At 41.5% G+C, this 25,178-nt stretch carries 21 protein-coding genes; all 21 read left to right on the forward strand.

Annotated elements, in window-relative coordinates; all coding sequences use genetic code 11:
- The first annotated feature begins 77 nt into the window (after positions 1 to 77).
- The 21 genes from wecA to gndA all read left to right on the forward strand — a co-directional run bounded on the left by wecA (position 78) and on the right by gndA (position 24,819).
- Positions 78 to 1,127 carry a UDP-N-acetylglucosamine--undecaprenyl-phosphate N-acetylglucosaminephosphotransferase gene (wecA, locus tag EH207_RS05800; protein WP_137713135.1) on the forward strand — a complete coding sequence of 350 codons (1,050 nt, stop codon included), beginning with the start codon at positions 78 to 80 and terminating at the stop codon, positions 1,125 to 1,127.
- A 146-nt stretch (positions 1,128 to 1,273) separates the two neighbouring features.
- Entirely contained in the window at positions 1,274 to 2,410 is a 1,137-nt protein-coding gene (locus tag EH207_RS05805) for a polysaccharide export protein (protein WP_137713136.1), read from the forward strand.
- An 8-nt stretch (positions 2,411 to 2,418) separates the two neighbouring features.
- Positions 2,419 to 2,853: an arsenate reductase/protein-tyrosine-phosphatase family protein gene (locus EH207_RS05810; RefSeq protein ID WP_137713137.1), complete on the forward strand. Its 435-nt coding sequence runs from the start codon at positions 2,419 to 2,421 to the stop codon at positions 2,851 to 2,853.
- 16 nt (positions 2,854 to 2,869) lie between these two features.
- Positions 2,870 to 5,038 carry a tyrosine-protein kinase Wzc gene (wzc, locus tag EH207_RS05815; protein WP_137713138.1) on the forward strand — a complete coding sequence of 723 codons (2,169 nt, stop codon included), beginning with the start codon at positions 2,870 to 2,872 and terminating at the stop codon, positions 5,036 to 5,038.
- Between the two features lie 254 nt (positions 5,039 to 5,292).
- Positions 5,293 to 6,729, forward strand: a complete 1,437-nt coding sequence (gene wbaP, locus EH207_RS05820; protein WP_137713139.1) for an undecaprenyl-phosphate galactose phosphotransferase WbaP — start codon at positions 5,293 to 5,295, stop codon at positions 6,727 to 6,729.
- A 136-nt stretch (positions 6,730 to 6,865) separates the two neighbouring features.
- Complete coding sequence (locus EH207_RS05825; RefSeq protein WP_137713140.1) at positions 6,866 to 7,792, forward strand: IS5 family transposase; 927 nt, start codon at positions 6,866 to 6,868, stop codon at positions 7,790 to 7,792.
- A gap of 113 nt (positions 7,793 to 7,905) precedes the next feature.
- The gene (locus EH207_RS05830; protein ID WP_137713141.1) at positions 7,906 to 8,814 is read left to right on the forward strand and encodes a glycosyltransferase family 2 protein; all 909 of its coding nucleotides are present in this window, start codon (positions 7,906 to 7,908) and stop codon (positions 8,812 to 8,814) included.
- A gap of 47 nt (positions 8,815 to 8,861) precedes the next feature.
- The gene (gene rffG, locus EH207_RS05835; protein ID WP_137713142.1) at positions 8,862 to 9,926 is read left to right on the forward strand and encodes a dTDP-glucose 4,6-dehydratase; all 1,065 of its coding nucleotides are present in this window, start codon (positions 8,862 to 8,864) and stop codon (positions 9,924 to 9,926) included.
- A gap of 21 nt (positions 9,927 to 9,947) precedes the next feature.
- Entirely contained in the window at positions 9,948 to 10,817 is an 870-nt protein-coding gene (gene rfbA / locus EH207_RS05840) for a glucose-1-phosphate thymidylyltransferase RfbA (RefSeq protein ID WP_137713143.1), read from the forward strand.
- A gap of 1 nt (position 10,818) precedes the next feature.
- Positions 10,819 to 11,355, forward strand: coding sequence for a dTDP-4-dehydrorhamnose 3,5-epimerase (rfbC, locus tag EH207_RS05845; RefSeq protein ID WP_137713144.1), 537 nt, complete (start codon positions 10,819 to 10,821; stop codon positions 11,353 to 11,355).
- Entirely contained in the window at positions 11,352 to 12,206 is an 855-nt protein-coding gene (rfbD, locus tag EH207_RS05850) for a dTDP-4-dehydrorhamnose reductase (RefSeq protein ID WP_137713145.1), read from the forward strand. The genes rfbC and rfbD overlap by 4 nt, the downstream gene beginning before the upstream one ends.
- Before the next feature lie 76 nt (positions 12,207 to 12,282).
- Complete coding sequence (locus EH207_RS05855; RefSeq protein WP_137713146.1) at positions 12,283 to 13,152, forward strand: glycosyltransferase; 870 nt, start codon at positions 12,283 to 12,285, stop codon at positions 13,150 to 13,152.
- Between the two features lie 15 nt (positions 13,153 to 13,167).
- On the forward strand, positions 13,168 to 14,016 hold the full coding sequence (locus EH207_RS05860; RefSeq protein WP_137713147.1) for a glycosyltransferase family 2 protein: 849 nt from the start codon (positions 13,168 to 13,170) through the stop codon (positions 14,014 to 14,016).
- Complete coding sequence (locus EH207_RS05865) at positions 14,013 to 15,530, forward strand: hypothetical protein (RefSeq protein WP_246048942.1); 1,518 nt, start codon at positions 14,013 to 14,015, stop codon at positions 15,528 to 15,530. Before EH207_RS05860 ends, EH207_RS05865 begins: the two co-directional genes overlap by 4 nt.
- A 306-nt stretch (positions 15,531 to 15,836) precedes the next feature.
- Positions 15,837 to 17,027 (forward strand): O-antigen ligase family protein, encoded by a 1,191-nt coding sequence (locus EH207_RS05870; protein ID WP_137713148.1) that lies wholly within the window; start codon positions 15,837 to 15,839, stop codon positions 17,025 to 17,027.
- Positions 17,028 to 17,361: 334 nt separating this feature from the next.
- Positions 17,362 to 18,213: a glycosyltransferase family protein gene (locus EH207_RS05875; RefSeq protein WP_137713149.1), complete on the forward strand. Its 852-nt coding sequence runs from the start codon at positions 17,362 to 17,364 to the stop codon at positions 18,211 to 18,213.
- A gap of 54 nt (positions 18,214 to 18,267) precedes the next feature.
- Positions 18,268 to 19,500: a rhamnosyltransferase WsaF family glycosyltransferase gene (locus EH207_RS05880; RefSeq protein WP_137713150.1), complete on the forward strand. Its 1,233-nt coding sequence runs from the start codon at positions 18,268 to 18,270 to the stop codon at positions 19,498 to 19,500.
- Positions 19,501 to 19,509: 9 nt separating this feature from the next.
- Complete coding sequence (locus EH207_RS05885) at positions 19,510 to 20,739, forward strand: MATE family efflux transporter (RefSeq protein WP_137713151.1); 1,230 nt, start codon at positions 19,510 to 19,512, stop codon at positions 20,737 to 20,739.
- Between the two features lie 221 nt (positions 20,740 to 20,960).
- Positions 20,961 to 22,127, forward strand: coding sequence for a nucleotide sugar dehydrogenase (locus tag EH207_RS05890; RefSeq protein WP_137713152.1), 1,167 nt, complete (start codon positions 20,961 to 20,963; stop codon positions 22,125 to 22,127).
- Between the two features lie 77 nt (positions 22,128 to 22,204).
- Positions 22,205 to 23,107: a sugar phosphate nucleotidyltransferase gene (locus tag EH207_RS05895; protein WP_137713153.1), complete on the forward strand. Its 903-nt coding sequence runs from the start codon at positions 22,205 to 22,207 to the stop codon at positions 23,105 to 23,107.
- 305 nt (positions 23,108 to 23,412) lie between these two features.
- Positions 23,413 to 24,819 carry an NADP-dependent phosphogluconate dehydrogenase gene (gene gndA, locus EH207_RS05900; RefSeq protein WP_137713154.1) on the forward strand — a complete coding sequence of 469 codons (1,407 nt, stop codon included), beginning with the start codon at positions 23,413 to 23,415 and terminating at the stop codon, positions 24,817 to 24,819.
- The last annotated feature ends 359 nt before the right edge of the window (positions 24,820 to 25,178 follow it).

Below are 25,178 nucleotides of genomic sequence, written 5' to 3' on the forward strand. Positions count from 1 at the left end.
ATAAGCCAGGGGCGGTAGCGTGCCTGATATGACGGCTCATAACGGTTGATCTCATAACGGTTGATGATGGTGCTAAAATGCAGGAATCCACGGTGATATTTTTAAGCGCGCTTGCCGCGTTGTTCGCGGCAAGAAAGGTGGCAATCAAAGTCGGTCTGGTTGATAGGCCTAACATTCGCAAAAAACATCAGGGGCATATCCCGCTCGTTGGCGGCGTGTCCATCTACATGGCGCTATGGGTTTTATATATGCGACAACCCGACTGGCTGCCTAATTTCCCCCTCTATATGGTCTGTGCCACTGCGCTGCTGATTGTTGGCGTATTGGATGACCGCTACGATCTCCCCGTCTTACCCCGCATCGGCTTACAAACGTGTGTTGCCGGGTTAATGATGTCCGCAGGACTGTATCTGACCACCCTGGGAAGTGTACTCTTTGGCTATGAGCTGTGGTTAGGTATGTTTGGCTATACCGTTACCCTGTTTGCGGTATGGGGAGCCATTAATGCCTTCAATATGGTGGATGGCATTGACGGGTTGTTGGGGAGCTTGTCCTGTGTGACGTTTGGCGCCCTGGTGGTGGTTTTCTATCTTGGTGGTCAACGTGATCTGGCGCGCTGGAGCCTGTGCTTTCTGGCTGCGGTACTACCCTATACCCTGTTGAATTCAGGTCTGTTTTTCGGAAAAAAATTTAAAGTGTTCATGGGTGATGCCGGTAGTACGCTGGTTGGTTTTTCGGTAATCTGGTTACTGATCCTCGCCACGCAAGGGGACGCTAGGGTAATGCACCCAGTGACTGCGTTATGGCTCATTGCTGTCCCGTTAATGGATATGGTGGCGGTGATCATACGCCGTATCTCAAGAGGGAATAATCCCTTCAAGCCCGATCGCGAACATCTGCACCACATATTAATCCGCGCCGGGTTTACACCGCATCAGACGCTGGCCGCTATCGTTGTTCTTGCGGTTTTATTTGCGGTGGCAGGCATCATTTGCGAGCGTAATAGCGTAAGTGAGTCTATTATGTTAAGCGTATTTTTGATGGCTTTTGCCGGGTATTTTGGATCAATAACATTGATGGGGAGAATGCGTGTATGGTTTCGGAGAAGTGTCATCTTAGACAGATAAAAGTGTTGATTCGATGCCGTTAAAGGGTAAATTACGCTTGTTTTATATGTAAGATCTAAGTTCATCTGAAGAGTTCTTCTCTATAATCATTGACTATTTTGTAGGGATTTGCGCAATTTTCAAACAAGAGCGATGGCATACACAGGATGATAAATTACAAATTAAAATTGATACCCTTTGTGGTGTCAGCAGCTCTGCTTAGCGGCTGCACCATAATTCCAGGCTCTCATCTTTCCAGCAGTGGCAAGGAAGTCATCAAACAGCAAGATGCTGATTTTGATATCGATAAGCTAGTGAATGTTTATCCGTTGACGCCGTATCTGGTGGAAAAAATGCGGCCCAAGCCACTGATTGCACAAACTAATCCGGCGCTGGAGAGAGAACTTCAAGGGTATGAATACCGTATTGGTATTGGTGACGTTATTATGGTTACCGTATGGGATCACCCTGAACTGACCACACCGGCCGGTACTTACCGTACAGCGGCGGATACCGGTAACTGGGTTCATTCCGATGGCACCATTTTCTATCCTTATATCGGTAAAGTGAGCGTTGCTGGTAAAACGGTCACTGAGGTTCGCGATGAAATTATGGGTCGGCTGGCACAATACATCGAGTCACCGCAGGTAGATGTCAGCATTGCCGCCTTCCGTTCACAAAAGGCTTATGTAACGGGGGAAGTGGCGACCTCGGGGCAACAGCCTATTACCAACGTGCCGTTAACCGTGCTGGATGCGATTAACAAGGCCGGCGGTCTGACGGAAAATGCGGACTGGCGTAACATCGTATTGACGCACAACGGTAAAGAACAGCGGTTGTCTCTTCAGGCGCTAATGCAAAACGGCGACCTATCGCAAAACCATCTCCTCTATCCTGGCGATATACTCTACATACCCCGCAATGACGATTTGAAAGTGTTTGTTATGGGTGAGGTCACGAAACAAAGCACGCTTAAAATGGACCGTAGCGGCATGACGTTGACGGAAGCGTTGGGTAACGCGGAAGGATTTTCCCAGTCTGTGTCCGATGCAACCGGCGTATTTGTGGTTCGTTCGCTACGCGGAACGCAAGGACCGAAACTGGCGAATATTTATCAGTTGAACATGTCTGATGCCACGGCAATGGTGATGGGGACGGAGTTTCAATTACAGCCTTACGATATTGTCTACGTTACTGCGGCACCTATCGCTCGCTGGAACCGTGTTATCAGCCAACTTGTACCGACCATTTCCGGCTTTAATGAGTTGACTGAAGGTACATTGCGCGTACGTACCTGGCCGTAGAGATAAATATGTTTGATTCAATATTAGTGGTTTGTGTAGGTAATATCTGCCGTTCCCCAACTGGGGAACGGCTGTTACAACAGGCATTGCCAGCTAAACGGATTGCTTCAGCCGGCTTGGGCGCGTTGGTGGGAAAACCTGCTGACAACACTGCTACTGAGGTAGCGAGCAGTCACGGCCTCTCTCTTGAAGGGCATACTGCGCAACAAATTACTTCGTCTTTATGCCGCCAGTACGATCTGATCCTGGTTATGGAGAAAAGTCATATTGATGCGGTAAGCAAATTAGCCCCCCAGGTGCGCGGTAAAATCATGCTCTTTGGCCATTGGTTAAATCAGCAGGACATCGCCGATCCTTACCGCAAAAGTCGAGAAGCGTTTGAATTCGTGTACTCGCAACTTGAGCAGTCTGCCCAAAAATGGGCACAAGCATTAAGTCGTTAACCAGTCAGGGAAAACCATGGCAGAAAAAATTTCAGTGAAAGCATCTGAAACCAGTTCAGATGAAATTGATCTAGGGCGTTTATTAGGTACATTACTTGATTACCGATGGCTAATTATTGGTGTCACTGCCGTATTTGCAATCATTGGGATTTTATATGCCACATTAGCGACCCCCATCTATAAAGCTGATGCATTAATCCAGGTCGAACAAAATTCGGGCAATCAGTTGTTAAAAGATATCTCCCGTGTATTGCCAGACGGCAAGCCCCAATCAGATGCAGAAGTTGAGTTAATAAAGTCCCGTATGGTGATAGGTAAAACCATCCGCGATCTTTCATTGAATACGGTAGTAGAGCAGAAGTATTTCCCTGTTTTTGGTAAAGGAATGGCTCGTCTTTTAGGTAAAAAGCCTGGAGAAATCGCCGTATCTCGCTTAGAAGTTCCTGATTCTTGGCAAGATGAAAAAATCGAATTAACGGTATTGAGTCCAACAAGTTATAAAATAGAAGCGGGTGATGTAGTTAGTTTTACTGGTACTGTTGGGCAGCTAGAAAAGAATAATGGCCTTTCTTTGTTAGTCAGCGATATGGCTGCACCAGAGGGAACTGTTTTTAGAATAAAGAAACTGAATGAGCTTACAGCGATCAATACGCTGCTTAATGATTTTACTGTAACTGACACGGGTAAAGACACCGGTGTTTTACAGCTCACTTTGGAAGGGGAAGATCCGGCTAAAGTGAGCAAAATTTTAAACAGCATTAGTCAAAACTATCTACAGCAAAACGTCGAGCGTAAATCAGAAGAAGCAGGTAAAAGCCTGGAGTTTCTAAAAGAGCAACTGCCGAGTGTTCGAGCCGTACTGAATGAAGCGGAAAATAGACTTAACGCATATCGCCAACTGAATGAATCAGTCGATCTTTCGCTGGAAGCAAAAGCTGTGCTGGATACCGGTGTTTCGGTTGAAACACAGTTGAATGAGTTGACATTTAAAGAAGCGGAAATATCCAAACTCTATACCAGAGAGCATCCAGCCTACCGTGCTTTATTGGAGAAAAGGAAAACATTAGAGCAAGAAAGGAAAAAAGTTGAACAACGTATCAATGGTATGCCACAAACTCAGCAGGAAATATTGCGTTTAACGCGCGACGTAGAGGCTGGGCAAGAAGTTTATATGCAATTGCTGAATAAACAGCAGGAGCTGAGCATAAATAAAGCCAGTGTAATAGGTAATGTTCGCATTATTGATTCAGCAGTGACGGAATTAAAACCTGTTAAGCCTAAAAAATCACTAATAGTTTTGTTAAGCCTGATTGTAGGAGGAATTACTTCTGCTTCGTTTGTGGTTATCAGAACTATGCTGCATAAAGGCATTGAAAGTCCAGAGCAACTAGAAGAATTAGGTGTCAATGTTTATGCCAGCGTTCCGCTTTCTGAGTGGCAACAGAAAAAAGATAGAGCGCTATTATTAGGTAAAGGTAAAAAGAATGTTCGTTCTATAGAGCTGTTGGCTATCGGGAACCCCGCAGATCTAGCTATTGAGGCCATTCGTAGCCTGCGAACCAGCCTGCACTTCGCCATGATGGAGGCTAAAAATAATGTGCTGATGATTTCCGGTGCCAGCCCCGCTATTGGTAAAACCTTTATCAGTGCTAACTTAGGCGCGGTGATTGCGCAGGCTGGGCAACGGGTATTGATAGTTGACTGCGATATGCGTAAAGGTTATGCCCATGAACTAATGGGAACCGATTATAGTAAAGGTCTTTCCGATATTTTATCTAGTCAATGCAGTGCTGAGAACAGCTTACGTAAAACAGTAATTGAGAATATGGATTTTATTCCGCGTGGTCAGGTACCGCCGAATCCGTCAGAGCTGTTAATGCACAGCCGTTTTGCTGAGTTTGTGAAATGGGCCGGTGAACATTACGATCTGGTTCTGTTGGATACGCCTCCGATTTTGGCAGTAACCGATGCTGCTATTATCAGCCGACATGTGGGGACGTCATTACTGGTGGCTCGTTTTGAAGTGAACACGTTGAAAGAAATTGAGGTTAGTATTCGACGGTTTGAGCAGAATGGTGCTGAAATTAAAGGTGTTATTCTGAATGCTGTAATGAAAAGAGCAGCAAGTTATTATGGTTACGGTAATTACGATTATTATACCTACGAGTATAAATCAAAATCATAATATGTTACTCCATACCGATTTACTATTATAAAATAGTAAATCGGTTGTTCGGAAAAGGATATTTCCTGCTTATTAATATGAATTATTAAATAGCAATTAAGGGATAAATTTATTAATTTTCCTGTTCAGCTTTTTTATCATTTTTGTAGATAAATAAAGCCGTTTTGATAATTGAATATCACATTGTGTTGTGATGATTTTAAGTATTCATGAAAGGTGTTTAAATTTTATGAAACTATTTGGGGTATGACATTATGCATGCGCGAATTTTTTTTAGAAAAAATAATATTGTTAAGTTTTTTATGGCATTGTCCGATTTTGTTTTTTTTAATTTGGCGCTGCTGCTTACATTAGGGATAATGAGTCTGCTGGGCTACGACATATATTCTTTTATTCCTAAATCTGAAATTTCAGCGAGATTTATCTCACATATTACTTTATCTCTCCTGTGTGTTAGCTGGTTATGGATAAGATTACGTCACTATACATATAGAAAGCCTTTTTGGTTTGAACTGAAAGAAATTATCAGAACGTTAGTCATATTTGCAGTTTTTGATCTGGCTTTGGTTGCATTTTCAAAATGGCAATTCTCGCGGTATATCTGGGTTGCGACATGGGCATTGGCTATTTTTCTGGTTCCTGTTGGCCGCGTAATTGTAAAAAGGTTTTTGGATAAATTTAATATCTGGAAAAAGCACACCATTATTATAGGAACGGGGAAAAACGCCAGAGATGCTTATGCCGCACTTCAAAGTGAAGAAGTTTTAGGGTTTTCCATTGCTGCGTTTTATTCTAGTAATGGCTTTGATACTGTTCACGAAATTTTTGGTGTTCCGGTAATAAAGAGTGAAGATGAACTTTGGCAGCAAAGTTGCCCTGAAGATACCCAGTTTATTGTGGCTGTAGAATTTGAAGAGCACTCATTAAGGGATTTTTGGTTAAAAAATCTCGCTAAACATAATTGTCGATCAGTATCTGTTATCCCGACATTGCGGGGTGTCCCTTTATATGGCACGGAAATGTCTTTCATTTTTAGTCATGAAGTGATGATCTTGCGCGTTAGCAACAGCCTGGCAAAAAGAACCTCTCGTTTAGTTAAGCGGACATTTGATATTTTTGGTGCCTTAGTGATTGTCACTGTGCTTTCACCCTTGTTGCTTTCCTTATTTTATCTGGTTTCAAAAGATGGCGGAAAGGCCATCTATGGACATGAGCGCATAGGCCGAAATGGGAAAAAATTTAAATGCTTGAAATTTCGTTCAATGGTTACGAATTCTCAGGAGGTTCTGCGTGATATATTAGAAAATAATCCGGATGCCAGAGCTGAGTGGGAAAAAGATTTTAAATTGAAAGATGATCCGAGAATCACTAAAATCGGTAAATTTATTAGAAAAACCAGTCTTGATGAACTCCCTCAACTTTTCAACGTTATCAAAGGCGAGATGAGTCTGGTTGGCCCAAGGCCAATTATAAAAGATGAGTTGGATAAGTATGCGGGGGATGTTGACTATTATCTAATGGCTAAGCCTGGTATGACCGGACTGTGGCAGGTTAGTGGAAGAAATGATGTTGACTATGATACACGTGTTTATTTCGATGCCTGGTATGTGAAAAACTGGTCTTTGTGGAATGACATTGCGATCCTTTTTAAGACTATTGGTGTTGTTTTAAAAAGAGATGGTGCCTATTAAGAGTGAAGATTTCATATCAACTCAACGCCAGCAATAAATATTTGATTATAGCGTTGCCTGGCGTTGTTGAATAAATCGAACTTTCAGCGGTAAACAGGATCAGATCACTCTCTTCCCTGACAGTACATGGCGAACCGTGGCAAAGCAGAAGTTCAAAATCACCAACTGGAAAACGTATAACCACGCCCTCCGTCAACGGGGGTCGCTGACAGTCTGGCTCAGCGATGACGCCACCGCCGCATGGTACGATGCCGCTGAGCCTGCGCGGCGAGGCCGGCCGTTACGTTACTCCGATATGGCGATCACCACTGCATTGATGCTCAAGAACGTCTTTAACCTTGCGCTGCGGGCGTTGCAGGGATTTATCGATTCGGTTTTCCATCTGATGAATGTGCCGCTGCGCAGCCCGGATTACACCAGTATCAGCAAACGGGCCAAAAGTGTTAACGTCAATATCAGGACGCCGACACGCGGCGAAATCGCGCATCTGGTCATTGATTCCACCGGGCTTAAAGTCTTTGGCGAGGGGGAATGGAAGGTCAAAAAACACGGTGCGGAAAAGCGGCGGGTGTGGCGCAAGCTGCATCTGGCGGTGGACGCGGGCACACATGAGATAGTCTGCGCTGACTTGTCACTCAGCGGCGTGACGGACGCGCAGGCGTTGCCGGGGCTGATAAGCCAGACGCACAGGAAGATAAAGGAAGCGCTGGCAGACGGGGCTTACGATGTGCGCGACTGCCACGACGGTTTGAAAAGGAAGAAAATCAGGCCGGTCATCCCGCCGCGCAGGGGAGCGAAATACTGGCCTTTGGAGCGATATCAGGAGCGAAATCAGGCGGTGGCGCAGCAGCGGTTGACGGGAAACAACGAGGCGTGGAAAAAGAAAGTGGGTTACCACCGGCGTTCACTGGCGGAAACGGCGATATCGCGGATGAAGATGATGTTGGGAGACCGGTTGTCGCTGCGTGATTACGATGGGCAGGTGGGTGAAGCGATGGCGCGGGTGAAAGCAATGAACACCATGACGCGGCTGGGCATGCCGGTCAGTGTTCGCATTGCCTGAGAGATGAGGAAAGGGCTTTGCTGCACCCCGAAAATGATTTATTCAACAACGCCGCGTTGCCTACGAATTAGCCTTTCCGTATTACTACATCAATAATCGTTAAAAGAGAAAAAATGAAATATTTTGTAGCGGTCCCAACCTATAACGGTGGCGATGTTTGGAAAGAGACAGCAAAAAACATCAGAAAATATAGCCATGATGAATTACATGTTCAGGTGATTGACTCTGGAAGCAATGATGCTACTACTGAAATAGCGGATGGTTTTGGCTTTAACGTTATTAATATAGACGCTAAAGAATTTAACCACGGTGGAACACGTAATCAGGCTGTTGATATTAATGCTGAAGAGTATGATATCGTTATTTTCTTAACTCAGGATGCAATCCCTGAATTAGGTTTTATTGATAATATCCTTACCGCTTTTGACGATCCTGACGTGGTTTGTGCTTATGGTAGACAGTTACCCCATCTGGATGCTAATCCAATCGCTCAGCACGCAAGATATTTCAATTACCCGGAAGAAAGTCATGTTTGTAGCCTTAGCGATGCAGCTCAAATTGGATTGAAAACCGTTTTTATGTCTAATTCATTCTCTGCCTACCGAATTGACGCGTTTAAAAGATTAGGTGGGTTTCCATCAAATACTATCCTGTGTGAGGATATGCATTTTACAGCTAAAGTTGTGTTGGCGGGATATAAAGTAGCCTATGTTTCAGAGGCAATAGTTAGACACTCTCATAATTATAGCGCGATAGAAGAGTTTAAACGTTACTTCGATATTGGCGTATTTCATGCAGACGACCCCTGGATTAGAGAAAAATTTGGCGGGGCAGGGGGAGAAGGAAAGAAATTCATATTCTCTGAATTGCGTTTTCTTTTGAAACACAGAATAACCTATATTCCCTTTGCCTTTATAAATAACCTCATGAAAGTAACAGGATATAAATTAGGTCAGAATTACAAACGTATTCCCCGTGCTCTTGTGAAGCGATTTAGCATGCACAAGCGTTATTGGAATTGATTCTATCGACGATCAAAATATCAAGATGTCAATGTAACGAGGATAGTATGAAAATTATAGTAACAGGAGGGGCGGGCTTTATAGGATCCGCCGTTGTTCGTCATATTATTAGCAATACCAATGATGAAGTATTGGTTGTTGATAGCCTAACCTATGCGGGAAATCTCGAATCATTAGCCCCGGTTTCTGATAATAAGCGTTTCAAGTTTGAACGTGTCAATATTTGCGATCGTGACCGTCTTGAGCAGGTATTCAATGAATATCAGCCAAATGCTGTCATGCACCTCGCAGCAGAGAGTCATGTGGATCGCTCTATTGATGGCCCCGCTGATTTTATTGAAACGAATGTGGTGGGTACCTATACGCTGCTTGAAGTCACCCGCCACTACTGGGGGACTCTTGAAGAGCCGGAAAAACAGGCGTTTCGCTTTCATCATATTTCAACGGACGAAGTGTTTGGCGATCTGGATGGCACTGACGATCTCTTCACTGAAACCACGCCTTATGCGCCGAGCAGCCCATACTCTGCTTCTAAGGCTTCCAGTGACCACCTGGTGCGTGCGTGGTTGCGTACCTACGGATTGCCGACCATCGTCACCAATTGTTCCAACAATTATGGTCCCTACCATTTTCCTGAGAAACTGATTCCGTTGATCATCCTTAATGCTCTGGCCGGTAAACCGTTGCCAGTATATGGCAACGGTGGGCAAATCCGAGATTGGCTTTATGTAGAAGATCACGCCCGCGCATTATACCAAGTTGTGACAGAAGGTAGTGTAGGGAAAACCTACAATATTGGCGGCCATAATGAGCGAAAAAATATTGAAGTAGTGCTGACCATCTGTCAATTGCTGGAAGAGCTAGTGCCTAACAAGCCAACGGGTGTTGCCAACTACCAAGATCTGATTACTTACGTCGCCGACCGCCCCGGACATGATCTGCGCTATGCGATTGATGCGTCGAAAATTTATAACGAGTTGGGGTGGAAGCCTCAGGAAACATTCGAAAGCGGTATTCGTAAAACCGTCAAGTGGTATTTGGAGAATGAGGTTTGGTGGCAGCGAGTTAAAGATGGCTCTTACGCTGGGGAACGCCTTGGCCTATCTCAATAACTAACCTCAGGAGTGAAACTTATGAAAGGTATTGTATTAGCAGGTGGAACCGGGACACGTTTATATCCATTGACTCGCGGCGTGTCCAAACAATTGATGCCCATATACGATAAGCCAATGGTTTATTACCCCATTTCAGTATTAATGCTAGCGGGCATTCGCGAGATCCTGATTATTTCAACGCCGGAGGATATGCCCGCATTTAAACGAATGCTGGGTGATGGTAGTCAGTTTGGGGTGAATTTCAGCTATGCGATACAACCTAGTCCAGATGGACTGGCGCAAGCGTTCTTAATTGGCGAAGAGTTCATCAACGGCGATCGTTGCGCACTGGTATTGGGAGACAATATCTATTTTGGTGAAAGCTTTGGTCGCAAACTCGAAGGTGTTGTTGAGCGTCAACAAGGGGCGACAGTATTTGGCTATCAGGTGATGGACCCTGAACGTTTTGGCGTGGTGGATTTTGATGATAAATATCGAGCGCTTTCTATCGAAGAAAAACCGGCCAAGCCTAAATCTAATTGGGCGGTAACTGGCCTCTATTTCTATGATCAAAACGTTGTTGAGATGGCCAAACTGATCAAACCCTCCTCACGCGGGGAACTAGAAATCACGACTCTCAATCAAATGTATCTTGATCAGAGAAAGCTCAACGTTGAACTTTTAGGGCGTGGTTTTGCATGGCTTGACACTGGCACGCATGAAAGTCTGTTGGAAGCATCGCAATTTGTTCATACGATTGAAAAGCGTCAAGGTTTTAAAGTAGCGTGCTTGGAAGAGATTGCGTTCCGTAAAGGCTGGCTTACGGCTGTAGAAGTTTCTGAACAGGCAAAGCTCATGGCAAAAACACAATACGGTCGCTATCTGGCACACTTGATTGAAGGTAAATAAAATGCAGGTAATTGATACGAAAATTGCTGATGTGAAAATTATTCAGCCAAAAGTATTTGGTGATGCGCGCGGTTTTTTCCTCGAAACTTTTGAAAAAAGTCGCTATCAGGAAATGCTGAATACTGATCTGGAATTTGTACAGGATAACCATTCGCGTTCCTCGAAAGGGGTCTTACGGGGTCTTCATTTCCAGACTCAAAATCCGCAGGGCAAGTTGGTGCGTGTTGTTCGCGGGGAAGTCTTTGACGTGGCTGTCGATATTCGTCAGGGTTCGCCAACATATGGACTGTGGGAAGGTGTGATTCTGTCTGAAGAGAATAAAACCCAATTTTGGATTCCGCCAGGTTTAGCTCACGGTTTTGTTGTACTGTCTAATCTTGCTGATTTTGAATATAAATGTACTGATTACTACAACCCCAATAATGAGGGGTGCTTGGTCTGGAATGATGCGGATGTAGGTATTGAGTGGCCTATCGATAATCCGCTGCTTTCAGAGAAAGACAAGTTAGGTAAACACCTCAAGGAGTTGGCAGTATGAAAATTCTACTAACCGGAGCGAACGGTCAGCTTGGACGTTGTTTTCAGGATCGTCTGCCAACGGATTGGCGTATATGGGCAACTGACTCCGCCGAGCTAGATATAACTAACTTGGAAAAAGTGTTGGCAGCGGTAAAAGAGTACCGCCCGGATGCTATCGTCAATGCGGCTGCTTATACTGCTGTCGATAAAGCGGAAAGCGAGCCTGAACTCGCGGCGCTGGTTAATAAAACAGGGCCGGAAAATTTGGCTATTGCGGCAAAAGAGTATGGGGCTCTTCTAGTTCACGTTTCAACCGACTATGTATTTGATGGTACAGCCACGCGGCCTTATGTGGAAACGGATAAAACCAATCCACTTGGGGTATACGGGAAAACCAAGCTGGAGGGGGAAGTCGTGGTTTCCAGTATACTTCCTGAAGCGATAATTATCCGTACCGCTTGGGTATTCAGCGAGTATGGAAATAATTTTGTTAAAACCATGCTGCGTTTGGCAAAGGAGCGTGAAGAACTGAGTATTGTCAGCGATCAACGCGGTTGCCCAACCTATGCCGGTGATATTGCTCAAGCGATTATTGACTTGCTGACACAACGCGCTGATGGGGGCGTTTACCATTTTTGCGGGGACGATGAAGTTGCGTGGAGTGACTTTGCCGAAGCAATATTCAGGATTGGCGTTGAACAAGAGAGATTGGCAAAGCGGCCCCAAGTCAATAAAATCAATACTGATCAGTATCCAACACCCGCAAAACGTCCTTTATATTCGAGTTTGAATGGGAATAAAATAAAATCACTGAATATTGGGCCGTCGAAATGGGAACAAGCGTTGTATAACATTATAAAAAAATTATAGAAATTATTATTTATGCCAGAACTAATGCTGGCATGATTTATTATGTGAATGTATTTTTATAATGTTGAGAGATATTATGCAATATGAAAAAAAACCTAAGGTTAGTATATATATAACAACACATAATAGGCTGAATAAGCTGAAAAGAGCGATATGTTCTGTATTAAAGCAAGATTATTCCAATATTGAGATATTAGTCTGCGATGATGCGTCCTCAGACGGGACGAAAGAGTATATGGCTGCATTGGCTGAGAAAGATTCGAGAGTTATATATTTAAGAAATGATAATAATCAAGGTGCTTGCGTTGCAAGAAATATGGGGATATTTAAGGCAACAGGTAAATTCATAACTGGTTTAGATGACGATGATGAATTTACGCCCACTAGAATAAGTTTTTTTTTAGATAATTGGAGTGACAATCTGTCTTTTATTTGTTGTAACTTTAAAGAAAAATATGTAGATGGGCGGGAAAAGTTATATTATAAAGGCGGAGAAAAATATATTGAGGGCAGTTATGAAGATTTGCTTTTTTGTAATATAGCCTCAAATCAGGTATTTACTACAACTGAAAAGTTAAGAAAAATTGGTGGGTTTGATATCAGGGCTAGAAGATTACAGGATTGGGATACGTGGCTAAGATTATCTTTTGAGCACGGCCAGTTCAAAAGATTTCAAGAGCCTACATATATTATGCACCATGACCATAAAGAGAATGAAAATAGGGTTTCTAAAAGTTATCCATTCAGTAAAGCTCTGATAGATTTAAGAGAAAGGAATAAAGAAATATACCAAGGGGAAAAGCTTGATTTTATGAATTATATCATATCAACAGTGGAGCGTCGGGCCGGACTCATGGAAAGTATTACATGGAGTTTTTCTAAGAGAACGCCTAAATATGCCCTGAAGTATGCTTTGCAGTTTTTACCTTTGAATCGTTACGACTAAGTTGATGGAGTAATTGTGGGGAAAAAATGTTTAGTCATCATTGTTACATATAACAGTAATAAACACATTAATTGGGTGGTAGAAGGATTAGACTCGTCAGAAAATAATCTAACGATTAAGATTATAGATTCTGGTTCGAGCAATACTTCATATCTGTATGCAGTGAAAACAAAGCATCAAATCTATATTGAAGAATGTGAAAATATCGGTTTCGTGGCTGCAAATAACAAAGCGCTTGATAACATTTCGGATTTTGATTGGGTTCTTTTCTTAAATCCAGATGCAAGAATCGAGGGAAAAGATTTCGATAAATTACTGACTATTGCGTCGCTGGATAAATTTAAACAGACCGGTGTGTTTTCCGTGCCTTTGATAAGATTTGATATTGAAAATAACAAATCTCTTGGTGTTTACGACTCGCTTGGTATCGCATGCAATCCTTTTGGACGATGGTTTGATTTGGGAGCAAACGAGGTTGTTTTAACTAAAGAAGAGCTTGATAAAAAAGATTGCTTTGAAGCGGTTGAAGCTGTTTGTGGCGCTTTTATGTTAGTGAGAAGGACTATGTTAGAGCAGTGTCCTGATAGTTCTGGTGATATTGGTTTTGAACGTAATTACTATATGTACAAGGAAGACATAGAATTATCACTTCGCGCCAAAAAAAAGAAATGGGATGTAATGATTATAAATAATATAAATGCATTTCATTGCAGAGGCTGGAATAATAGTAGATCTAAAACTCCTTATTGGGCTAGATATCATTCCGCAATCAATGATCTCGATGTGGCTTGGCGTTATAAATTCAGGGCATTACCATACGCTTTGGCTAAATATGTATGGGTTAAGTTCATCGAAAAAAAATGATAAGAGGAGATATTCTTTTAACTTCTATTGCAAAAAAAACGACTGAAGAGGTTTTTATGAAAAAAATATTTTCTTTATTTTTCAATTCTTATTTTTTACTTTTACTGCTCCCGTTTTCGTTTTCAACACTTGCTGAATCAAATTATTATGAAAAAATAAAAGAAACTAGAGAGGAAGTAAGTGACGATGTATCAAAATATGTATATGATAAAATAATTAATAGAAATCTGGATGAACAGCGTTCCAAAAGAGATCCTAATACGCAGTTTGGTTTACATGGGATGGAAATACCTGCTATAAATGCTGATGGAGATATAAAAAAGATAGATGAAGTCTACTCATTACTGGCTCACGCCGGTGTGGATTCACTTAGAAGTTTTGAGACTTGTTGGCATCGTATAAGTGATAAAAATGGCAATCCAAATAATTTCAAACAGCTTGATTTTCAGCTTCAAAAGGCCAAAGAGTATGACTTTTCACTCTTATTTGTTTTTGGATATCCTCCGGCAAAATTCACTGTTGCTAATAATAAGTTATCAGCAGTAAATGAAAGGTTTTATAATGAGTATGAACATTACCTTGATGTGACGCTCGCCAGAATTAAAGGCCATAATGTTGAATATTTAGAATTGGCAAATGAGGTTGATGCTCCGGCGGTTTGGTGGATTAATTCAACACCAGCCCAATATGTTCAAGAAATGAAAATGCTCAAAGAAGCTATCAACAGAAGTGGGGAAAATTTTAAAACTGTCGCCTTTTCTGCTACTTACTCCAGAAACGATTCTTTAGGCGGAGGTAAGGGCGGAAGAAGATTTGTTGATGAAGCGTTTAGGCTTGGGATAGATAAGTATACTGATGCATATTCAATCCATCATTTTGTCTATCCGAAAGATGATTTGCCTAATTATATACGTGAAGAACAGAAGAAATTTAAACTAAAATCCAAACCAATATTTGATACGGAGCAATTAGATACATCTATTGAGTTTCAAAGAGACTCTAATCCATACGATATGATAAAAATATTTGCACGGGCATTTTTCTTTTATGATATGAAACGAGTTGATTATTTCTTAGCACAAGATCGTTTTTTAAATAATAGATTATACTCGTCTGGACTTTTTGATGTTAATTGGAAGCCAAAGTTAAGATTGTTAGCCTATGCTATGGCGGTTGATTCAATGAAAGGGAAAGAGTTGGTAGGAAGATATTTCCCTGGAAATGGCATAGAGGCATATATCCTTAAAGAAAATGGAAAAGAAAATAATTATTCAATTGTGGCATGGAATAATAATAAAAACGATGCATCTACTTTGACGGGAGTAAAAGGAAGTGTCTCGGTAGAGAAGTGGAATCTTGATGTTGAAAATAATGTGGATGCAGAAAAAGGCATTGCATTAGATAATAAGCCTATCGCAATTTACACGAGTCAATTACCTGATTGGAGGTTGGATGATAATGAAAGAGTTATTAAGAATACATTACCTAGCCATGCCCCGATGCCTTTTGATTAATGTAAAGTCAAGGGTAAGCTAACGCCTATTCACTCTAAATGTGTTTTCAAAATAAACTAATAGAAATCATTTTAGAGTAATACTAATAAATTATGGTGCCGTGGCATGGATTGGTTGATAATCGTATGTTATTGGAAATATATGGTTTTCATCGAAGGGTGATTGTTATGGCATTAAATTTTCAGCCAATGAATCATGCTTACCGACGCCCAGTTCGGTAATAAAAGTGTTGAGAATTAGATGGCAATCGCTTATCTTACCCGCAAGATGCTTTTTCGGAATAGAATCCTGTTAGGATAGACATTAATGAAAATAGGAAAAAGTTTTTTAATAAACCTATCTATATATTTAATGGCATTACGTAGTCCATTAATTATTTTAAGTATGTGTGCGTATATATTTTCCAGTCAAATAATGATAAGGCGAATGGTTTTTAAAACATTCCCCTTTATTGTTTTCTTGTTGCTGGCTACGATATATTCTATCGTTCAGGGGAATGTCGAAGAATATATTTTGGGGCAAGCAAGGGATATACTTTTATCTGTAGTGGTAGCGTCATTTCTTATATGCTGTTGCGATTTATCTAATGATAATCGGGTGGTAATCTATAAAACAATAAAAAAGATGTTTGTCATTATTGCAATAATAAAAATTGCCATTCTCGTCTTTTCTTTATTGTCTGGTGTTCCTATGGGCGATATTATCACCTGGATTCGCGATACATGGAATATTCAAATGATGTCACTGGGTGTTCAGGGGACATTTATCTCAAGATTGCAAATACCCTTAGACTCAGCAGTACCATTTTTCATGTATTTTATCACCAGAGAAATTATTCATAGTCAGAGCAACAGGTTTTTACTTTATAGTTGTTTTGCCTTATTAATTATTTCAATGTTGCTTACCCTTTCTCGTACGTTTTGGGCCGAGACTGTTTTTTTTATTGCTCTTGCTATTATTTTAGAAGCTAAGCTATGGAAGGTTTTTAAAATTTGTATTCTTGGGACAGTTGTTATTTTCGTATTGTTAACGATGACGCCACTCGGAGAGCTCATCTTTAAAATAATAGAGACTAGATTTGGTGGTGATAATAACCCAAACATGGCTTCAGATGCCGAACGTATATGGCAGAACAGAGTATTATTGTATGAATTCTGGAAAAAGCCTATTTTAGGGCACGGTATTGGATATTTTATTCCCAATGCATTGAGGTCGGAAGTTACACCTTACCTGTACGAAAGCCAAAGTTTATCGATGCTGATGGCTATGGGGTTCATCGGTGCTGGCGTGTTATTGGTTTTATATATGAATTTGTGTTTTAGCTCTATTCATAAAGATACCTCTGGAAAAACGAAGTTCATTGTTCCGCTTATTTTTACTTTCTTTTGGATATTCTCGGGATCGGTTAATCCTCTATTATTTGGAGCTTCGGGGGGACTAATAATCTTCTTTATTGCTAAATTTCATGTTCTATATAAAAAAGACATCAGTCATTGATAAGTGTTTTGTGTAGTTGAATGTGTTCTTAATAATCTAAACGATATTGATCTGATATTGTCAGTACCCCAAAGCCAGTATCTGAGCGCGATGGGGGTCTTTTATTGAAGCTGATGAAAAAGCCTGTGCAAATAATCATTATTCTGACATTACATAATACCTATTGGGTGTAATGTTTCTATTCTATTTATTTTTGCGCAGATAAAAATAACTGACTCACTTATATCCTGGATTTCTAGCGCACTTTTAAATGCCTGAGCCTGCTTTTTGACGTTTATGGGATAAGAAAAAATATTGAGATCGTTTATGGATAAGGTTTTTATGAGAGGCGTGTATGTGGTCTAATATTATATTGGTGGTTATGTACAATAAGACTCTTCAGGAGTCCACGACCCTTAATACGATATCCTGCTATAAATTTACTGATACAAAGATTGTTATCCACAACAATGGTCCTCGCGAAATCATTTATGAAGGAGAGTTTTCAGCTAAGCTGGGTCAATGCTTTGACAACCAGGTTGAATTAATCAATTGTCTTGATAATTTACCTCTCAGTTATATATATAATGAAGTCTTTTCGAAATATCAAAACGTCGAAAGATTCATTATATTAGATGATGATACTGAAATATCAGAGTCATTTGTTGACGCAATAAAAAACAGTCGTGTTGATCTGGAACTTCCTAAGATTATCTCCTCTGGCGATAATAAAATTTATTACCCCGTATGTAAAAATAAAGTTGTCACAACGGATGCTGATTTAAATCCTGCTTCTACTTTGTCAATTGGCTCTGGCTTGATCATAAATCGAACTTTGGTTGAGAAATTTAAGAAACATAACTTAAAACTCTTTGATGAACATTATGCTCTATATGGCGTAGATTTCAGCCTTTTTCGCCGTATTTATAAGATAGTGGGTAAAGGCGAGAATGTGAAGATTCGCTCGTCTTCTTTTTTAATGCATTCGCTTTCTAGATTGGACCAGAATGAACATAAAAATAATTTCAGAACCAGTGAGCGCGCATTAGATATTGCTATTTCCGCGAGAAGATATCCTACTCTGTACTTGTATTATAAGTTTCTTACTGGAATTTCTAGTGAATTTATGAAGATGAATTGGGGAAATGTATACAACATGATAAAAGCGTATTTGTTAGGTGTCCATCCTAGATGTTCAAAAAACTAATGAAAATTTTAGTTAAACAAACACATGTTGGTTAAGTAGATAGGTGAGGTCATTGTGTTAAGAAAAATACAATCAAAAATTTATGAAAAAATTAAACAAAAGAAAATAACAGCTTTATATATCCAGAAAACTTCCAAATATGATCATGCGGTGGCGTATTCTCAATTGAACGTATATAGTTTAGCTTCTTCATGTATCAATGTTGACTCTAATGTTGAAAAAAAAATAAATTTAGTTTTGCCTGGGTTACCATCCAATGGTATTTTTGCAGGAATTAAAACAGCATTAGAATTCTCTTCGCGCTTGTCATTGAGTCTTTCATTAAACATTCGAATTATTACGTTTGGTACATTTCCTGACGAGCAGGACAGGTCGTGGATAGATAATAACCTTTTTCCGAATAGTGGTGTTGAGTTTGTAAGTGATTATGATATCGTAAACCTTAGTGTTAACCCTGATGATATTTGGATAGCGACCTATTGGACAACAGCACATTCTTTAACTGTTGCTACTCATCTTGGCATAATCAAACCACAAAACGTTGTATATCTAATTCAGGATTATGAATCGGGATTTCATCCTTGGTCGACGGCTTTTGCTTTAACTGAAGAGACATATCTGGCAGGATTTAATCATGTCGTAAATTCATATCCGCTGTTCAATGCATTGAAGAATGCGAACATACCCTGCTCTAAAGAATTGGTATTCTTTCCCGAAATTGATTTAAATATGTTAAAAAAGTCTTATGATAATCGCACATCCTCCAAAAAGATCAGAGTTTTATTTTATGGAAGACCTAGTAAACCTCGGAATTTGTTCGATATAGGAATTGGAGCTCTTACTCTTCTTGCAAAAAAAATCGATGGAACTGATTACGAACTGGAAATTGTCAGTGCTGGTGAAAAGCATAAAGATATAGTCTTGTCTGACAAAATTACTTTGCACTCATTGGGTAAACTATCTTGGGAGGGCTATTTTAATAAACTTGGTGAGACGGATATTGTTTTTTCTCTTCAATGTAGTCCTCATCCATCGCATCCTCCTTTGGATGCAATAACCAGTGGGGCATATGCAGTTACAAATGATCTGAATGGTACTAGACAAGGTTTGCACCCACGGATGTATGTGGCTGTCGCTTCACCTGATAAATTAGCGGAGCAATTACTTTGTGCTGTTCAGGAAGTATATAAAAATGGTTGCTATGAATATGATGAAACCTTAGTTCAATCTTATGGAAGATCAATGGATGATGTCATTACAACAATTTCCAGATCTCTTGCTAACTGAGGCTATGTGATGATTTTCACCAAACAAAATATATGGAAAATGTTTTTATATTTTGTTCTTCCTTTATTGTCTGCAATGATACCATTCATAGTTTATCCAACAATAACATCCTTATATGGTAATAAAGTTATCATTGCAGTCGGTGTTGCTCAATCTATAGGCGGAGCATGTGCAGTCATTGGAGAATTGGGGTGGGGGGTAATAGGACCTCAATTGATAGCTGGCTTAGATGATGAAAAAAAGAAGTTTTGGTACGGAAAGTCTTTATCTTCCCGACTAATTATAAGCTTTTTTTGTATTCAAATCTCCGTGTTTATATGCTGGCTTCTGGTTGATGATTTTTTGTTTTCTGCAATTGTAATGACTATCGCTACTACTTGCGGGGGTCTTTTGCCTATTTGGTATTTGATAGGGTTGAATAAGCCTGAGTATATTCTCTATTTAGTTGTAATTCCAAAATTAATACTGTGTGGCATTAGTATAGTTCTGATTCGTATTTACGGTGGGTTGATGTTTTATAGTCTTGCATTGTTGCTCTCATTTATTGTGTCAATGTGCTTAACATCATACTTTTTAAAAACTCCGTTAATCCCTAAGAGAAATGATTTTGATGGTTTAAAAGTGCTTTTTAAAGAACATTATCAGTTGGTTTTAGGACGTGTCATTAGTACTTTTTATACTTCCTTGCCCATTACTCTAATCGGATTCGTGAATCCGGCTGCTGTGGCGGTTTTCACTGGTGTTGAACGCTTGTTCAGAATGGCCTTGTCAGTCCTGAGCGGGTTTCCTAGTCGATTGCAGAGCTGGATTGGAACCGCATCAGGGCATACTCGATCCAAAAGGATAAAAATCTCAATCATTGTCAATTTTGTGGTTGGGCTTATTAGTATGGTAGGTTTTGCCATTACTTGTTATTTTATTAGTCCATATATATATTCAAATACAATCCATATTAGCTTGGGATATTCTTTTCTTGCCGGGGCTATAGTAGCAACAATTTGTATGTCTAGAGGATATGGCTTAGCTCTCGTTGCAATTGGCATATCTAAAAAAATATCGATTGCAAATGCTGCATCTGCGCTGGTGGGAGTATCTGCTATTTGTTTTTTTGGTTTTTTTTATGGCGTTTTAGGGGGCCTTTTAGGGGAGCTTCTGGCCGAAATGATTGGACTACTTGTCCAGTATTATTATTACAATAAATATGTAAAAAAAGGAGTTCAAGACATTCAGCCTGGTTGATGCTTGATTTGATAGTAACGTTATGGGTTAGGGTAGCTATCCTGACGATAGTGCATTAATAGTTTCTTTTTAAATAAGTAATAATATTTCCCATAAACGCTATGTTTGGAAAATAAGTGACATGGATATTTGATAATGAAGTTGGTACATTGAGATTTACTATGCTTGAGCTTCTTCGGCAAATATCTTAATTGGTTTAGTTTACTTTGAATGGTTGAAAAATGAAAATAGCAATCGCAGGTACAGGATACGTCGGTTTATCTAATGCCATGCTGTTAGCTCAGCATAATGATGTTATTGCTCTGGATATCATTGAAAAAAAGGTTGCTTTGTTGAATAATAAACAGGCACCTATCGTGGATAAGGAGATTGAATATTTCCTGAAGAACAAGTCTCTCAATTTTCGGGCGACGACAGATAAGAGTGAGGCGTATGAGCATAGCGAATTTGTTATTATTGCCACGCCCACCGATTACGACCCTGAAACTCATTACTTTAATACTAGCTCGGTGGAGTCGGTTATCCAAGAGGTTCTGGCCGTTAATCCTAAAGCGGTAATGGTCGTAAAGTCTACGGTTCCTGTTGGCTATACGGTGCAAGTACGGAAAAAGTTTAATACGGAAAATATCATTTTCTCCCCTGAGTTTTTGCGTGAAGGTAAAGCATTGTATGACAATTTATATCCTTCTCGTATCGTTATTGGCGAACGCTCTAAACGGGCAGAAGTGTTTGCCCGTTTACTCTTACAAGGGGCTGTAAAAAAAGATGTGCCACTGCTATTTACTGATTCTACTGAAGCAGAAGCGATAAAACTGTTCGCCAATACTTATCTTGCCATGCGTGTCGCCTATTTTAATGAACTTGATACCTATGCTCAAACGAATGGATTGGACAGTAAACAGATTATTGAAGGGGTGGGGTTAGATCCTCGCATTGGCAATCATTATAATAATCCGTCATTCGGTTACGGTGGTTATTGTTTACCAAAAGATACAAAGCAATTGCTGGCAAATTATGAGGCCGTGCCTAACAATTTGATTAATGCCATCGTTGAGGCAAATCGAACGCGTAAAGATTTTATTGCTGATTCCGTTATTAGCCAGAACCCTAAGATTGTGGGCGTCTATCGTTTGGTTATGAAGTCTGGATCGGATAATTTTCGCGCTTCAGCTATTCAGGGCGTAATGAAACGGATCAAGGCAAAGGGCATTGAAGTCGTCGTTTATGAACCGGAGCTTAAAGAAGATGTTTTTTTTCGCTCTCGTGTGATTCGAGATCTGGCTGAATTTAAGCAATTATCCGATGTGATTATTTCCAACCGTAGGGCGCCAGACTTGTCCGATGTATCAGAAAAAGTCTTTACCCGAGATCTCTTTGGTTCGGATTAGGTGTAATCTTAGTGTCATGCGCCGTGCAGTGGGATTACGCTGCCAGTTGAAAACCAACAGATTAAGAGAGCTAACTCATGACATCATTGAAAGCGATTATTCCCGTGGCAGGCTTAGGGATGAATTTGTTGCCGGTGACCAAAGCGATTCCTAAAGAGATGTTGCCGATAGTTGATCGCCCGGTGATTGAAAAGATCGTCAACGAGTGTGTTAATGCCGGTATTACGGAGATTGTGCTCGTGACGCACGCGTCTAAAAACGCCATCGAAAACCATTTCGATACCTCGTTTGAGCTCGAATCCCTGCTGGAAGAGCGCGCTAAGCGTCAGTTGCTGGCGGAGGTTCAGTCCATCTGTCCGAAAGGCGTGACTATCATGAATGTCCGTCAGGGGGAAACGCTCGGGTTAGGGCATGCCGTGTCCTGCGCCAGACCGATAGTGGGGGATAATCCGTTTGTCGTTGTTTTGCCGGATGTGGTGCTGGACGAGTATACGGCCGATCAGAGCAAAGATAATCTTGCGCTGCTGATTTCCCGTTTCGAAGAGACAGGGCGCAGTCAGGTGTTGGTAAAACACCGTCCTTATGAAATGTTGCCTGAATACTCCGTTGTCGAAACCGCGACCCGGTTAGTGAAGGCCGGCGATGCTTCCGCTATTACCTCAATGATCGAAAAACCGGAAGCGCCTTTAGCCAAAGGCTCAGATCTTTCCGCCGTTGGCCGTTATGTGTTAACCGCCGATGCCTGGCCGCTGCTGGCAAAAGCGCTTCCCGGCGCCTGGGGGCGTATCCAGCTTACCGATGTGATTGCCGATTTGATTCCGACTCAGCAAGTGGACGCAGTGCAAATGGCGGGGAAAAACTTTAACTGTGGGCGTAAGCTGGGTTATGCGCAGGCTTTTGTTTCTTACGGATTGCGGAACCCGGAGCTGGGTGCGGAATTTAAACAAAGTATCAAGGCGTTGCTGAAAAAGCAGGGCTGACGGTTAAGCGTGCGTTTTATCAGGTTCGTCATGCCTGTGCCCAACACGTGTCAAGTGTTTGGGCGCAGAGGCGATTGGAACGCTGTTTCCGCATCTTTTCTCTCCCCTTATGAAAGGCAAAAATGCCCTTGCGAAAAATATTAATGATTTGTGATTTAGTCATGATTTAAGGCTATCAAACCAATCACTACCCACACTTGCTAAGCTGAGTTACCATGTGGGCCTGTTTTTAATTGCCTGCGGGTTTGCAACTGACGTGTTGCAGCGGCGGTGGGCAGGTTATCCTTCAGACTGGAGTTGCTTTAATGTCCAAACAGCAAATTGGCGTTGTTGGTATGGCGGTGATGGGGCGCAATCTGGCGCTGAACATTGAAAGCCGTGGCTATACCGTTTCCATCTTTAACCGTTCTTCAGATAAAACCGACGAGGTGATTGCAGAAAATCCAGACAAAAAACTGGTGCCTTGTTACACCGTTGAAGAATTTGTTGAATCCTTGGAAAAACCGCGTCGTATTCTGTTGATGGTTAAAGCCGGAGAAGCGACCGATAAAACCATCGAGTCTCTGAAACCCTATTTGCAGAAGGGCGATATCCTCATTGATGGCGGCAACACCTTCTATAAAGATACCATTCGCCGTAACCGTGAGCTGTCCGCAGAAGGTTTTAACTTCATCGGTACTGGCGTTTCCGGTGGTGAAGAGGGCGCGTTGAAGGGACCTTCCATCATGCCAGGCGGCCAGAAAGAAGCCTATGAGCTGGTGGCGCCGATTCTGGAAAAAATCGCTGCGCGTGCTGAAGGTGAAGCCTGTGTCACCTATATTGGCGCGGATGGGGCCGGCCATTACGTGAAAATGGTTCACAACGGCATCGAATACGGCGATATGCAGTTGATCGCTGAAGCCTATGCGCTGTTGAAGCAGGCATTGAATCTGGGCAATGACGAACTGGCAGCGACCTTTTCCGAGTGGAATAAAGGCGAGCTGAGTAGTTATTTGATTGAAATTACTGCGGATATTTTCACCAAAAAAGACGAAAACGGACACTATCTGGTTGATGTAATCCTGGATGAGGCGGCGAACAAAGGTACGGGTAAATGGACCAGCCAAAGTTCCCTGGATCTGGGGGAGCCCTTGTCGTTAATCACCGAGTCTGTCTTTGCCCGCTATCTGTCTTCCCTTAAAGAGCAGCGTGTGGCGGCATCTAAAGTGCTGACGGGGCCAACGGCGCAGGCGTTCAGCGGCGATAAAGCCGAGTTTATCGAGAAAGTTCGCCGCGCACTTTATCTGGGCAAGATCGTATCCTATGCGCAGGGGTTCTCTCAGTTAAAAGCGGCATCGCAAGAGAATAACTGGGGTCTTAACTACGGTGAGATTGCCAGGATTTTCCGTGCCGGTTGCATTATTCGCGCGCAGTTCCTACAGAAAATCACTGATGCCTATGAGCAGAAGGCCGATATCGCCAACCTGCTGCTGGCGCCGTACTTCAAGCAGGTGGCTGACGAATATCAGCAGGCGCTACGTGATGTGGTGTCTTATGCGGTTCAACAAGGTATTCCGACGCCAACGTTCTCCGCGGCTATCGCATATTACGATAGCTACCGTTCCGCAGTATTGCCCGCGAATCTGATTCAGGCGCAGCGTGACTACTTCGGTGCGCATACGTATAAACGTACCGATAAAGACGGCGTATTCCACACCGAGTGGTTGGAATAATGTAGTCGGTTTGTTGCTCTCGCAGCGCGATTAGTCAAATCAAAACGCCAGATTAAGAAATATCTGGCGTTTTTGGCGAGAGTGCCATTTGTGATCTTATCATTAAGATTTTTATCGTGTTTTTCATTTTTTTTTGGCCAAATTAATTAAGTAAACCGTCTCTTTTACCGATATCCACATTGTCTATTATGTCAGAATCTTGCTATTTTTAACGATGTTGCAGAAATTGATCTGGGGTAAATGCCTCGGTTTTTTATTTGGGGTGGTTTTTACTGCCATGCATCTATAATGCAAGACTGGAAGGATCTTAGTCTCGGCTGGGCTAACGGTAGAATAGAAGGTTCTCCAATTTCTGGTCT

Origin of the sequence: Brenneria rubrifaciens (assembly GCF_005484945.1) — a bacterium.
Classification (GTDB): Bacteria; Pseudomonadota; Gammaproteobacteria; order Enterobacterales; family Enterobacteriaceae; genus Brenneria; species Brenneria rubrifaciens.